The following is a 12386-nucleotide window of genomic DNA, read 5'->3' as shown; positions in this document are numbered from 1 at the left end:
CCTAAAATGTGTACATTTATGGAATAAGCAACAAACTTTTAGCTATTCACCATAGCCAATAAATCTTCCTCTGAAAGGACAGTCACGCCCAATGTGTTGGCTTTATCAAGCTTGCTTCCTGCCGCTTCCCCAGCTACAAGATAACTGGTCTTTTTTGAAACAGAGCCGGCGCATTTACCACCATTTAGTTCTATGAGCTCCTGAGCTTCCTTTCTGCCCATAGTAGGAAGTGTTCCTGTGATTACGAAGGTAAGGCCTGAAAGCTTGTCTGTAGCGCCTTCTTTTTCTTCCTCTTCCATATTAACACCTGCAGCCTTTAATCTGCCTATAATGTCAATATTTACAGGGTCGTGCAAATAATCATAAATAGATTTGGCACTGATTTCTCCAATATCATTAACCTGCATAAGCTCTTCTTCTGACAGTTCCATGATTTTTTCGATGTCCTTGAACTGTCCAAGTAACGCCTTTGCAGCAGCCTTTCCAACATTAGGAATACCAAAGCCTGTAAAGAGCTTATTTGCATCATTTTCTTTAGATGCTTCTATTGTCGCTAAAAGCTTGTCAGTATTCTTTTCCTTACCGATAATCCCCTCCTCAATAAGCTCATCTCGCTTATCCTTAAGAGAATAGATATCAGCAATGTCCTTAATGTACCCTCTTCTTACAAGGTCGATGATATATACTTCACCAAATCCTCTAATATCCATAGCATCTCTTGATACAAAATTAATGATATGACGCTCTAACTGAGCTGGACAGCTAGGATTAGAGCACTTCATATCTGCTGTATCAGCATCCCTTGATACAGGGCCGCCACAGGCTGGGCAGACACTTGGAATCTTATATGTGTTAACTCCATCTGGACGTTTATCGTGCTTAACCTCTTTAATCTTAGGAATGATTTCGCCTGATTTATAAACTACTATCGTATCTCCGATACCGATGTTCAGTTCATCAATAAAATCCTGATTGTGAAGAGTAGCACGGCTAACTGTTGTACCGCATAAACGAATTGGCTCAAAAATAGCTGTAGGATTTACTCGACCAGTACGGCCTACTGAAAGCTCTACATCTAAAAGCTTTGTCTCCTTCTCCTCTGGTGGGTACTTATATGCGATATGACCACTTGAATATTTGCTGCTTGTAGAGAAATCGCTACGATATGCAACCTGATCAATCTTTACTACCGCACCATCTATATCAAATTCAAACTCTTCTCTCTTCTCGCCAATCTCATCGATAACAGATAAAATATCCTCTGAATTATCGCATATACGATGGAAAACAACTGGCACATTGTGCTCGTCCAAAATATCAAGTCCCTTACAATGGCTCTCAGTAAGCTCCTCTGGTCCCTGTTGAACGTTGAACACAAACATCTTCAAGCCACGCTTCTTAGTGATGTTTGCATCAAGCTGACGGAGTGTTCCTGCAGCAAGGTTTCTAGGATTGGCTGCAAGCTTTCCACCTGCAAGCTCCTGCTCCTCATTGTATCTGTCGAAATCCTCATGGGACATGTAAACTTCTCCACGAAGCTGAAGTGAATCGTATGGTAAATCAAGATATTTATTAACATCAGGAATAACCAAAGCATTCTCTGTAACGTCCTCACCAATAAGACCATCACCTCTGGTCTCGGCAAGCTTAAGCTTTAATTTATCCTGGCTGTCTCTCTCATATCTGAGAGTCATAGAAAGGCCGTCAATCTTAGCCTCTACAGAAAACTTTGCATCTGGATGAACCGCCTTAACCTTTTCAACCCATGCTACTACGTCCTCTTTAGTAAAGACATCCTCGATAGAAAGCATTGGCACATCGTGAGTAACCTTTACGCCTGCCTCACGCATGGCAACGCCACCAATCTTCTGTGTTGGAGAATCTGGTGTTACCCATTCTGGGTGCTCAGCTTCAGCTGCCTTGAGCTGTTGCATCAGCTGATCGTACTCATAGTCGCTGATTTCTGGCTCGTTCTGGTTGTAGTATCGGTCCATGTGGTAGTCGATTTGGTCTACCAGCTTTTTATATTCTTTCAGTTCCATTAATTCTTTGATCCCTCTAACATTTTATTTAGCTTTTTCAGCTCCTCAGGAGTCACATCTCTGTAGGTGTCCTCCTTCAGATTTCCAAGCTCGATATTCATTATTCTTACGCGCTTAAGAGTGCGAACTCTGTAGCCGAGCTCCTGGCACATTCGGCGAATCTGTCGATTCAATCCCTGGGTAAGAATGATTTTAAACTTATTTGGTCCAAGCTTTGTCACCTGGCATTTGCGGGTGGTGGTCTCTAATTCTGTGAGATACACACCTGCCGACATCTGCTTAATGAAATCCGCTGTAATTTCCTTATCAACAGTGACAATATATTCTTTTTCATGGGCGTTTACTGCCCTCATTATCTTATTAACCAAATCACCCTGATTTGTAAGTAAAAGCAGCCCTGTGCTGTCCTTATCCAGACGACCTATAGGGTAGATTCTCTCAGGATAATTCAGATGATCCACAATATTATTCTTCTCACGCTTTTCAGCTGTGCAAACTATTCCTGCCGGCTTGTTGTAGGCGATAAGCACCTGCTTTTTGCCAACATTTGAAACAAGCTTGCCCTTAAACAAAACCTCATCAGCAGCAGACACTTTCATTCCCATCACAGCCGGCTGGCCATTTACCATAACATCTCCGGCTTCAATGGCAGCATCCGCAGCCCTACGGCTACACACTCCCGCATCAGACAAATATTTATTTAATCTGTATAATTCTTCCACTAAAGCCTCCATCCATATATCAGAATGGAGACCAAATTCATGGTCTCCATAAATATCTTAGTTTATTAGCAGAAAGACTTACTTAGATAAAAGATCTGTACGAATGAAGCCTTCCTTTTTCTTAAATTTAACCTTTGTCCATCCCTCTGCATAGCTCATGATAACCTCTACTGTGTCACCCTTGTATGCTACATCTACCTTAGATGAAGAAGTGTCCATCTTTGAGCGGATGTTTGTTGTGGACTTGATTGTAATCTTATCACCCTTGTTGAAGCTCTGTGTAGCTGCTGGTGTCTCTTCCTCTTCCTCCTGAGTCTCCTCAGCGGCATCTCCATTAGAAACTGTTACAGCATCCTTAGTGATATATGCCTTTGTGCCATTGTAATCAAACTTGTAAAAGTCGCCCTCTTCACCGTAAACAGTGATTTCAGTGCCCTTCTGTACAGAACCAAGTCTGTCGCTGTTTTTATCAGCCTGTGCACGAACATTAGCCTTAGCATTTGTCTTGGCTGTGAATGAATTAGCTTCCTCTTCTGCAGCCTTTGCAGCTTCTTCAGCAGCCTTAGCTTCCTCTTCTGCCTTTGCCTTAGCTTCTTCCTCAGCCTTTGCAGCCTCTTCAGCTGCGGCAGCTACCTGAACCTGATAATCAGAATTCCACTGAACGATAGCAGCCTGAAGTGTCTCCGACATAAATGTTTTAAGATCAGCGTCCTTCTCGATTGCTGCTTCGTATTCGTCAGTAACTTCTGCCTCTTTATCTAACTTATCCTGCTGACGGATAAAAATAGCAATCAAATCAGAAATCTCTGTATCCATCTCGTAGATGTTATTTGTCTGATTGAATGAACCGTAAATATTGTTGATGAAAAGCTTGTCATCCTTTGTCTCTACATAGAAGAAATCAAGACCAGGTGCTGGTGTCTTAATATCCTTGTATTTAAGATCTACTCTAACAGAGCAAAGATATGAACCTTCTGAAAGACCCTCTTTTGTGAAAATCTTTACATCATTGAAGCTCTCGATATACTGGCTGTAAAACTGAATGTAGCTAACTTCCTGATCTGATACAGGATCGGCAACCTTCTTAAGAGCATCAGTATCTCCTGAAGCGTATGCCTTGTAATAATCATTTATTAATTTATTCAGCTCTTCGTTCTTATTTTCTTTGTAATTCTTGTAAACGCCTTCAACTGATTTTTCCTGGCTAGCTGACTTTCCAGTGCCTAAGAATAAAACACATGCCATGCAAATGAAAATGCAACCAGCTAAAAAGTATCTCTTATGTAAAACGACGAAATCGCCGCAAATTCCTGCTATATATCTAACCTTATCTTTTAACTTATGAATATCCATGTGCCCCTCCGGTGAGTATTGTAGGCTTTTAACTGTAGACGGCCGGATTCGAACCGGCGGTCTTCGGAGTCGGAGTCCGATGCGTTATCCAACTACGCTACGCCTACTAATTTACTTGCCGGTTTATTGTATCACAACTTACTACTCACATCAAATCAGAAAACCTTTATTTTTTGGGTGGACTTTAGTTGATTAAAGTATCATAATAATTTAAAATCATAATAATTTTTTGTAGGAGGATAAGCAGGTATGAATCCAATTGGTTCCACTAGATTATATTGTTTACTTGGAAACCCTGTTGCACATAGTATCTCACCAGCCATGCATAATCTGGCTTTTGATACCCTTGGACTTGATAATTCTTACATGGCATTTAACCTTGAGCCTAATGATTTAGCCAAGGTTGTGGATGGCCTGAAAGCCATGAATTGCGGCGGTTTTAACCTTACTATGCCTTTCAAGACTTCCATCATTCCTCTCCTTGATGAGATTGATGAAGTTGCATCTCTTGCTCATTCCGTAAATACAGTTGTAAACAGAGATGGGAAACTCTACGGTTATACCACCGATGGAATCGGCTTCCTTCAGTCCATGACAGAATGTGGAATTCAATACATAGGCTCTACCATTTCCATGCTTGGAGCAGGCGGTGTTGCCACTTCTATCATCACTCAGGCAGCCACTGAAGGCGTTTCAAAAATAAATATTTTTAAACGCAAAAATGCTACTTTTGATAAAGTTGTCGATTACGCCGACAAGATTTCCAAGGCTACAGAGTGCGATGTATTTGTTTATGACATTGCCGACAGAGATATTATGGAATTTTCCCTTCAGGAAAGTGACATCCTTATAAATGGTACTAATGTAGGCATGGGCGATGATGATACTTCTCTTGTTCCAAAAGAGTTCCTTCATCCAAACCTTACAGTATGCGACACCATCTATCATCCTGAAATGACACGTCTTCTCAAGGACGCTGATTCTGTAGGATGTAAAACAATGAACGGCAAATTCATGCTGCTCTATCAGGGTGCCGCAGCCTTCAAGCTCTGGACCGAGCAGGACATGCCTGTTGAAATAGTTAAACAAAAATATTTTATATAGAAACGAGGAATAATAATGAGTTTTAATTACCTAAAGAAAATGCCCACACCAGAAGAAATCAAAGAAATGCTTCCTGTACCTGAGAAGGTTCAACAGCTGAAGCTTCAGCGCGACAAGGAAGTAGCTGATATTATCACTGGAAAAGACGACAGATTTTTATGTATCATCGGACCTTGCTCAGCTGATAATGAAGACGCTGTTTGCGAGTACATCAGCAAGCTTTCACGAGTTGCTGAGGATATCAAAGACAAAGTTTTAGTTGTTCCTCGTATTTATACAAACAAGCCTCGTACTACTGGCAGCGGCTACAAGGGTATCGCATCCCAGCCTGATCCAAATGAAGCTCCAGATATGCTCGCCGGCCTTATTGCCATGAGAAAAATGCACATCCGTGCAATGACAGAATCTGAGCTTACTGCCGCTGACGAGATGCTTTACCCTGAAAATTGGGGATATGTTGATGATCTTCTCTCTTACGTTGCCATCGGTGCCCGTTCAGTAGAGGATCAGCATCACCGTCTCACTGTTTCAGGTTTTGATGTAGCTTCTGGTATGAAGAACCCTACATCAGGTGATTTCTCAGTAATGCTTAATTCAGTGTATGCAGCACAGCATCCACATCACTTTACATTCTCAGGCTACGAGGTTACCACTACAGGAAATCCTCTTGCCCACACTATTTTACGTGGAGCTGTTTCAAAGCACGGCAACAGCACTCAGAACTACCACTACGAGGACCTTATTCGTCTTCACAATATGTATGAGGAAATGGATTTGGTGAATCCAGCATGTATCATCGATGCAAATCACTCAAACTCAAACAAGCAGTTTAAGGAGCAGATTCGCATCGTGAAAGAAGTGATGCACAACCGCAACCACTCAGATGATATTAAGAAGTTAGTAAAAGGTGTCATGATTGAGTCTTACCTTGTGGAAGGCTGCCAGCCTATCTCTGAAAACCAGACATACGGCCAGTCAATCACAGACCCATGCCTTGGATGGGAAGACACACGTCACCTTCTTTATACAATTGCCGAGAGAAACTAACGGCGTGCTGCATAAGCCATTATAGCAGCCACAGTTTTGGCGTCCTGAAGCTTTCCTGAATAGCACATATCAAGCAGGTCATTTAAATCCCATGCTTCGATATCGATTTCTTCAGATTCATCAAGCTTCTGCTCTCCAACCTTCTCAAGGTCTGTGGCAAGATAAACATCAATAAGCTCATCACAAAAAGCTACTGTCGATTTAAGAGACAGTAGCTTTTCTAATTTACCAGCTCTGTATCCTGTCTCCTCCTCAAGCTCTCTTGCTGCGCAAATAGCTGTATCTTCATTTACAGAATCTCTTTTACCTGCAGGAATCTCAAGTGTCTCTCTATCAAGTGCATTTCTAAACTGTCTTACCATAAGAATCTTTCCATCTGGCTTTACAGCAAGTACACATGCTGCGCCCATTCTGTGACTGATGAAATCCCATGTCTCTGTTTTGCCATTTGGAAGAAGCATAGTGTCTTCATAAAAATCCAGTATTGCTCCACTATGAACCAATTTTCTATCTATTCTTTTAATCTGTTCCATGATTATTATGTTCCTCCATTAAAAAAGCGGCTGGATAACCAGCCGCCCAGTAATTACTTCGCGTAATCTGTAACTCGTGACTCACGAATTACGTTAACCTTAATCTGTCCTGGATACTCAAGCTGATTTTCTATCTGCTTTGAAATATCCCTCGCCATGATGACCATATCGGCATCTGTAACCTGTTCAGGAACCACCATGATTCGAATCTCTCTACCTGCTTGAATAGCAAAAGATTTTTCAACACCCTTAAAACTGTTAGAAATTTCTTCTAATTCTTTTAATCTGTTTGTGTATGTCTCCATAGCCTCTCTACGAGCACCTGGACGAGCTGCGCTGATAGTATCAGCTGCCTGTACAATACAAGCTATAAGTGTTTCTGGCTCTACATCGCCATGATGTGCCTCTACAGCATTTACTACTGTCTGAGACTCTTTGTACTTACGACAAAGATCTGCGCCGAGCTGTACGTGAGTACCCTCCTGCTCTCTATCTACTGCCTTTCCAATATCATGGAGCAAACCAGCACGCTTAGCCACTCTCACATCAAGACCAAGCTCTGCAGCAAGGAGTCCTGATAACTGGGCAACCTCGATAGAATGCTTAAGAACATTCTGACCGTAGCTAGTTCTGAATTTCATCTTTCCAAGTAATCTAAGAAGCTCTGGGTGAATACCCTGAACACCAACCTCGAGAGCGGCTGCATCGCCTTCCTCACGAATCTGCTGTTCTACTTCCTTTTTAGCCTTCTCAACAGTCTCCTCAATTCTCGCTGGATGGATACGACCATCAACAATGAGCTTCTCCAATGCAATACGTGCAATCTCACGTCTAACTGGATCAAATGCAGATAAAATAACTGCCTCTGGAGTATCATCAATGATAAGTTCAACACCTGTCATTGTCTCAAGTGTACGGATATTTCTACCCTCACGACCAATGATACGTCCCTTCATCTCATCATTTGGAAGCTGTACTACTGAAATAGTAGTCTCTGCAACGTGATCTGCTGAGCACTTCTGGATAGCGCTAACAACGATCTCACGAGCCTTCTTCTCAGCTTCGTCCTTTGCCTGAGTAAGACTTTCCTTAATAAGCTTTGCTGCGTCTAATTTGACGTCTTCTTCTACAGATTTTAAAAGTTGTTCTTTTGCTTGTTCGGAGGTAAGTCCTGAGATTCTCTCTAGTTCCTGTACACGCTGTTGATTAAGCTTTGCAACCTCTTCTCGCTGCTTGTTTAACTGCTGTTCCTGACGAGCGAATTCAGCTTCTCTCTTCTCTACCGCTTCGAGCTTCTTCTCAAGGTTATCTTCCTTCTGAGAAATTCTATGCTCACTACGCTGAATCTCTGCTCGGCGCTCACGGATTTCCTTGTCGAGATCGTTCTTCTGTCTCATGGCATCTTCCTTAGCCTCGAGCATCGCCTCTCTCTTCTTGGCCTCCGCACTCTTTACAGCCTCATCAATAATCTCACGAGCCTTAGCCTCGGCAGAATCTACTTTATTCTTGCCCTGAGTCTCATGATGCTTATTGGCTACAAAAAGTGTAACAACAGCTGCGACAACTGCAACGATAAGGCAAATAACTATTACCGTTACAACGTTCACAGGAGCACCTCCTTATAAAATTTTCTAAATTTGAATATAAAATAAAAGCTAAAATAAATGCTCTCATTTATAAACTTCAACACAATTAGTTTAACTTTATAATGGGCTCATGTCAAGAAAATGTATACTATATATAGTAGTCTGGGCATGAGTTAAGTTTGTTTTAATTTAATTAAATAAAATTATGCTTAATTAAATCTCAATTTAAGGATTTACTAATTGATTCAGATGAAAAACCTCTGCCTGCCAAAAATCGATACATCTTTCCACGATCCTCATAAGTGGCATTTTCTTTATCATAGCCCTTCTTTTCAAGAAGTCGATTTATCAATTCTTGCTCATCTGCAGTATATTCTTCCTCTAAAACACGCTCGATTACATCAGAAGAAATGCCCTTTCCCATAAGGTCCTGACGAAGTCTGTTACGACTGCGGCTGTCCTGGTAAAAACGAACATGACTGGCAGCCATACGGGCATCATCCAGATAGCCATAATCATTGATATAATCTATGGCAATATCGATGATATCCGATGAATAACCGCCTTCTTTTAGTTTATCTCTAAGGTTCTTCTCTGAGCGGTCCTGCTTTTCCAGCAAATGAAGAGCGCGCTTCTTACAGCGAGGTATGAGAATCTCGGTGCAAATCTCCTCATAGTCTGCAGGGGATAAATCTGCCCCCTCTTCTATACCATAGCTTTCATATTCTTTTTTATATAGAACAAAATCTGCCCCGTTGTCGAGACAGATTTTTGCTCTTCCCTTGGATAATTTAACAAGAGATGTGATTTCCATAATTATTCAATAACCTCTGTAGGTATATCTTCCTTTTCACCGCCAACTAAGCCTACTTCGCTCTCGTCGGTCTCAGCGTAGTGCTCGCGAATAGCGTTTGCAATTTCCTCGCAAACATCCTTATTCTGCTTAAGGTAAATCTTAGCGTTCTCTCGGCCCTGGCCGATTTTCTCACCAAGATATGCATACCAAGCGCCTGACTTCTGAATGATATCGAGATTTGTAGCTACATCAAGGATGTCGCCCTCACGTGAGATTCCCTCACCGAACATGATATCAAATTCTGCCTCACGGAATGGAGGTGCCACCTTATTCTTAACGATCTTAGCACGTGTTCTGTTACCAATTACCTCGCCGTTCTGCTTAAGAGCCTCGATACGACGTACATCGATACGAACTGATGCATAGAACTTAAGGGCGCGACCACCTGTAGTAGTCTCAGGATTTCCAAACATAACGCCAACCTTCTCACGAAGCTGGTTGATAAAGATAACTACGCAATTTGTCTTGGCAACGATACCTGTAAGCTTTCTCATGGCCTGTGACATAAGACGTGCATGAAGACCAACATGGCTGTCTCCCATATCTCCGTCGATTTCTGCCTTTGGTACAAGGGCTGCTACTGAATCCACTACGATGATGTCCATAGCGCCTGAACGTACCATAGTCTCTGTAATCTCAAGAGCCTGCTCACCATTGTCTGGCTGAGAAATGTATAACTCGTCGATGTTAACACCAATTGCCTTAGCATATTTAGGATCAAGAGCGTGCTCAGCATCGATGAAACCAGCGATACCGCCTGCTTTCTGAACCTCTGCTACTGCGTGAAGTGCAAGTGTAGTCTTACCAGACGACTCTGGTCCATATATCTCAATGATACGGCCCTTAGGGAAGCCACCCTGACCAAGTGCGATATCAAGGCTGATAGAACCTGTAGGAACTGTCTCAACCTGTACATTAGCGCCCTCGCCAAGCTTCATAACTGAACCCTTACCGTACTGCTTCTCAATCTGTGATATAGCCGCATCTAATGCTCTAAGCTTATCTTCATTTGCCATTTTATAAAACCTCCGTTCGGAACAACTGTTCGTTCTTTTAATATAATAATAGTGAAATGGGTATTAAATGTCAACAATAAAATGGGATAAAAATTAGAATAAAAACAAAAACAAAAAAGACAGTGGCGAACGCCACTGCCCAATAATATACATGCCTATCTTTTGTAAGTCAAGCACTTTTTATAACGATTTTAGTTAGTACCAAATTCTGAAAGAACAAGACCTTCGTTTCTATCAAGAACCATTCCAACAGACCATGAGTTAACAAATAAGAGAAGTGGTCTGTCCTTAAGGTCTTTAATCTTCTTCATATCAGAAGTACCAGAGATCTTATTGATGTCGTAATCTCCTTCAATCCATCTGATATGTTCGTATGGAAGGTTCTCAAGACCGATTTCTACATTATATTCGTTGTTCAAACGATATTTTAAAACGTCAAACTGAAGAACACCTACAACACCTACGATGATTTCTTCCATACCTGTGTTGTATTCCTGGAAAATCTGGATGGCACCTTCCTGTGCAATCTGTGTGATTCCCTTCATGAACTGCTTACGCTTCATAGTATCAATCTGACGAACACGTGCGAAATGCTCTGGTGCGAAGGTAGGGATACCCTCGAACTTAAATGGCTTCTTAGCTGAAGTAAATGTATCACCAATGCTGTAAAGACCTGGATCGAATACACCGATGATATCGCCTGCATATGCCTTATCTACTATCTTACGCTCATCAGCCATCATCTGCTGTGGAGCAGAAAGCTTAGCCTTACGGCCGCCCTGAACGTGTAAGTAATCCTTTGAAGCATCGAAAGTGCCAGAACAAATACGAAGGAAAGCTACTCTGTCTCGGTGAGCCTTGTTCATGTTTGCCTGAATCTTAAATACAAAAGCTGAGAAATCCTCAGAGAATGGACTAATCTCGCCAGCGTCACTCTTACGTGGAAGTGGGCTGTATGTCATCTGAAGGAAATGCTCAAGGAATGTCTCAACACCGAAGTTTGTAAGAGCTGATCCAAAGAATACTGGTGAAAGCTCTCCGGCTGTAACTAATTCCTGATTAAATTCAGCGCCAGCACCATCAAGAAGCTCAAGCTCCTCCATAAGCTGGTCGTACTTATCCTGTCCGATTTCGTCCTTTAAAGCTGGATCGTCGATAGAAAGAATACGCTCCTCTCCCTGCTTTGTCCCCTTCTGTGTATCAGAGAACATACGAACACAGCGTGTATTTCTATCATAAACACCCTTGAATTCTTTACCTGAACCGATTGGCCAGTTTACTGGAACTGTAGCGATGCCAAGCTCATTTTCAATATCATCAAGAAGCTCAAATGTATCATTTGCATCTCTATCCATCTTATTAATGAATGTAAAGATAGGGATGTGTCTCATAACGCAGACCTTGAAAAGCTTTCGTGTCTGTGCCTCAACACCCTTAGATGCATCGATAACCATTACAGCTGAATCTGCTGCCATAAGTGTACGATATGTATCCTCTGAGAAGTCCTGATGTCCAGGTGTATCAAGGATATTTATGCAATAGCCATCATACTCGAACTGAAGAACTGAAGAAGTAACTGAAATACCTCTCTCCTTCTCGATTTCCATCCAGTCAGATACTGCATGACGAGCTGTAGCCTTACCCTTTACAGAACCTGCAAGGTTAATCTGTCCTCCATATAAAAGGAACTTTTCTGTAAGAGTAGTCTTACCAGCATCGGGATGGGAAATAATCGCAAATGTACGACGACGCTTAATTTCTTCTTCAACTGTAAAAGCCATTTAAAACCTCCATGTATATAAACCGAAAAATAGCCTATACCGCCGTAACGATATAGGCCATAAATTCAAAATTGTAAGCTGTAAATTAGTATTTACGCTTTCTAGCAGCCTCAGACTTCTTCTTACGCTTTACTGAAGGCTTCTCATAGTGCTCACGCTTACGAATCTCCTGCTGGATACCAGCCTTAGCACAGTTTCTCTTAAATCTACGAAGAGCGCTGTCTAATGACTCGTTTTCTTTAACTGTAACATATGACATAGTCTAATCCTAACCTCCCTCCATTTGGGGACTTGTACTCATTAATCTAAAAGCACTAACAAGCATTTTAGCATAAAATATCTATTT

General features: G+C 41.7%; 11 protein-coding genes and 1 tRNA gene. 2 read left to right on the top strand and 10 right to left on the bottom strand.

What is annotated here, in order from left to right; genetic code table 11:
- Positions 1 to 38 precede the first annotated feature (38 nt).
- The 4 genes from ligA to G592_RS0104500 all read right to left on the bottom strand — a co-directional run bounded on the left by ligA (position 39) and on the right by G592_RS0104500 (position 4224).
- A complete protein-coding gene (ligA, locus tag G592_RS0104515) occupies positions 39 to 2042 on the bottom strand; it encodes an NAD-dependent DNA ligase LigA (RefSeq protein WP_028246761.1) in 2004 nt (667 codons plus the stop codon).
- Complete coding sequence (locus G592_RS0104510) at positions 2042 to 2776, bottom strand: pseudouridine synthase (RefSeq protein ID WP_028246760.1); 735 nt, start codon at positions 2774 to 2776, stop codon at positions 2042 to 2044. Before G592_RS0104510 ends, ligA begins: the two co-directional genes overlap by 1 nt.
- 66 nt (positions 2777 to 2842) lie before the next feature.
- Complete coding sequence (locus G592_RS0104505) at positions 2843 to 4117, bottom strand: SH3 domain-containing protein (RefSeq protein WP_028246759.1); 1275 nt, start codon at positions 4115 to 4117, stop codon at positions 2843 to 2845.
- Positions 4118 to 4150: 33 nt separating this feature from the next.
- Positions 4151 to 4224, bottom strand: a tRNA-Arg gene (locus G592_RS0104500).
- A gap of 142 nt (positions 4225 to 4366) precedes the next feature.
- Between G592_RS0104500 and G592_RS0104495 the strand changes: the two genes are divergently transcribed.
- Positions 4367 to 5221, top strand: a complete 855-nt coding sequence (locus tag G592_RS0104495; protein ID WP_028246758.1) for a shikimate dehydrogenase — start codon at positions 4367 to 4369, stop codon at positions 5219 to 5221.
- A gap of 15 nt (positions 5222 to 5236) precedes the next feature.
- Positions 5237 to 6268, top strand: coding sequence for a 3-deoxy-7-phosphoheptulonate synthase (locus G592_RS0104490; RefSeq protein ID WP_028246757.1), 1032 nt, complete (start codon positions 5237 to 5239; stop codon positions 6266 to 6268).
- Here G592_RS0104490 and G592_RS0104485 read toward each other — a convergent pair.
- The 6 genes from G592_RS0104485 to rpsU form a co-directional block, all read right to left on the bottom strand.
- On the bottom strand, positions 6265 to 6801 hold the full coding sequence (locus tag G592_RS0104485) for an NUDIX hydrolase (RefSeq protein ID WP_081660308.1): 537 nt from the start codon (positions 6799 to 6801) through the stop codon (positions 6265 to 6267). The genes G592_RS0104490 and G592_RS0104485 overlap by 4 nt on opposite strands.
- Before the next feature lie 53 nt (positions 6802 to 6854).
- The gene (rny, locus tag G592_RS0104480; protein WP_028246755.1) at positions 6855 to 8408 is read right to left on the bottom strand and encodes a ribonuclease Y; all 1554 of its coding nucleotides are present in this window, start codon (positions 8406 to 8408) and stop codon (positions 6855 to 6857) included.
- 199 nt (positions 8409 to 8607) lie between these two features.
- Entirely contained in the window at positions 8608 to 9201 is a 594-nt protein-coding gene (locus G592_RS0104475) for a regulatory protein RecX (RefSeq protein WP_051194758.1), read from the bottom strand.
- 2 nt (positions 9202 to 9203) lie between these two features.
- Positions 9204 to 10259 carry a recombinase RecA gene (gene recA, locus G592_RS0104470; protein WP_028246753.1) on the bottom strand — a complete coding sequence of 352 codons (1056 nt, stop codon included), beginning with the start codon at positions 10257 to 10259 and terminating at the stop codon, positions 9204 to 9206.
- Positions 10260 to 10450: 191 nt separating this feature from the next.
- Positions 10451 to 12040 carry a peptide chain release factor 3 gene (locus G592_RS0104465; RefSeq protein ID WP_028246752.1) on the bottom strand — a complete coding sequence of 530 codons (1590 nt, stop codon included), beginning with the start codon at positions 12038 to 12040 and terminating at the stop codon, positions 10451 to 10453.
- A gap of 85 nt (positions 12041 to 12125) precedes the next feature.
- Positions 12126 to 12299, bottom strand: a complete 174-nt coding sequence (rpsU, locus tag G592_RS0104460; RefSeq protein WP_015549455.1) for a 30S ribosomal protein S21 — start codon at positions 12297 to 12299, stop codon at positions 12126 to 12128.
- Positions 12300 to 12386 lie beyond the last annotated feature (87 nt).

The sequence above is a fragment of the Pseudobutyrivibrio ruminis CF1b genome, assembly GCF_000424005.1.
GTDB classification, from domain to species: Bacteria; Bacillota; Clostridia; order Lachnospirales; family Lachnospiraceae; genus Pseudobutyrivibrio; species Pseudobutyrivibrio ruminis_C.
Note: the sequence above shows the minus strand (reverse complement) of the source record. Positions and strands in the feature narration are given on the sequence as shown.

Excerpts from the sequence above, each read along its gene's own strand:
- rpsU (WP_015549455.1), bottom strand. The coding sequence starts at position 12,299 with ATGTCATATGTTACAGTTAAAGAAAACGAGTCATTAGACAGCGCTCTT.
- G592_RS0104490 (WP_028246757.1), top strand. The coding sequence starts at position 5,237 with ATGAGTTTTAATTACCTAAAGAAAATGCCCACACCAGAAGAAATCAAA.
- G592_RS0104510 (WP_028246760.1), bottom strand. The coding sequence starts at position 2,776 with ATGGAGGCTTTAGTGGAAGAATTATACAGATTAAATAAATATTTGTCT.
- G592_RS0104475 (WP_051194758.1), bottom strand. The coding sequence starts at position 9,201 with ATGGAAATCACATCTCTTGTTAAATTATCCAAGGGAAGAGCAAAAATC.
- recA (WP_028246753.1), bottom strand. The coding sequence starts at position 10,259 with ATGGCAAATGAAGATAAGCTTAGAGCATTAGATGCGGCTATATCACAG.
- ligA (WP_028246761.1), bottom strand. The coding sequence starts at position 2,042 with ATGGAACTGAAAGAATATAAAAAGCTGGTAGACCAAATCGACTACCAC.
- G592_RS0104465 (WP_028246752.1), bottom strand. The coding sequence starts at position 12,040 with ATGGCTTTTACAGTTGAAGAAGAAATTAAGCGTCGTCGTACATTTGCG.
- G592_RS0104495 (WP_028246758.1), top strand. The coding sequence starts at position 4,367 with ATGAATCCAATTGGTTCCACTAGATTATATTGTTTACTTGGAAACCCT.
- G592_RS0104485 (WP_081660308.1), bottom strand. The coding sequence starts at position 6,801 with ATGGAACAGATTAAAAGAATAGATAGAAAATTGGTTCATAGTGGAGCA.
- G592_RS0104505 (WP_028246759.1), bottom strand. The coding sequence starts at position 4,117 with ATGGATATTCATAAGTTAAAAGATAAGGTTAGATATATAGCAGGAATT.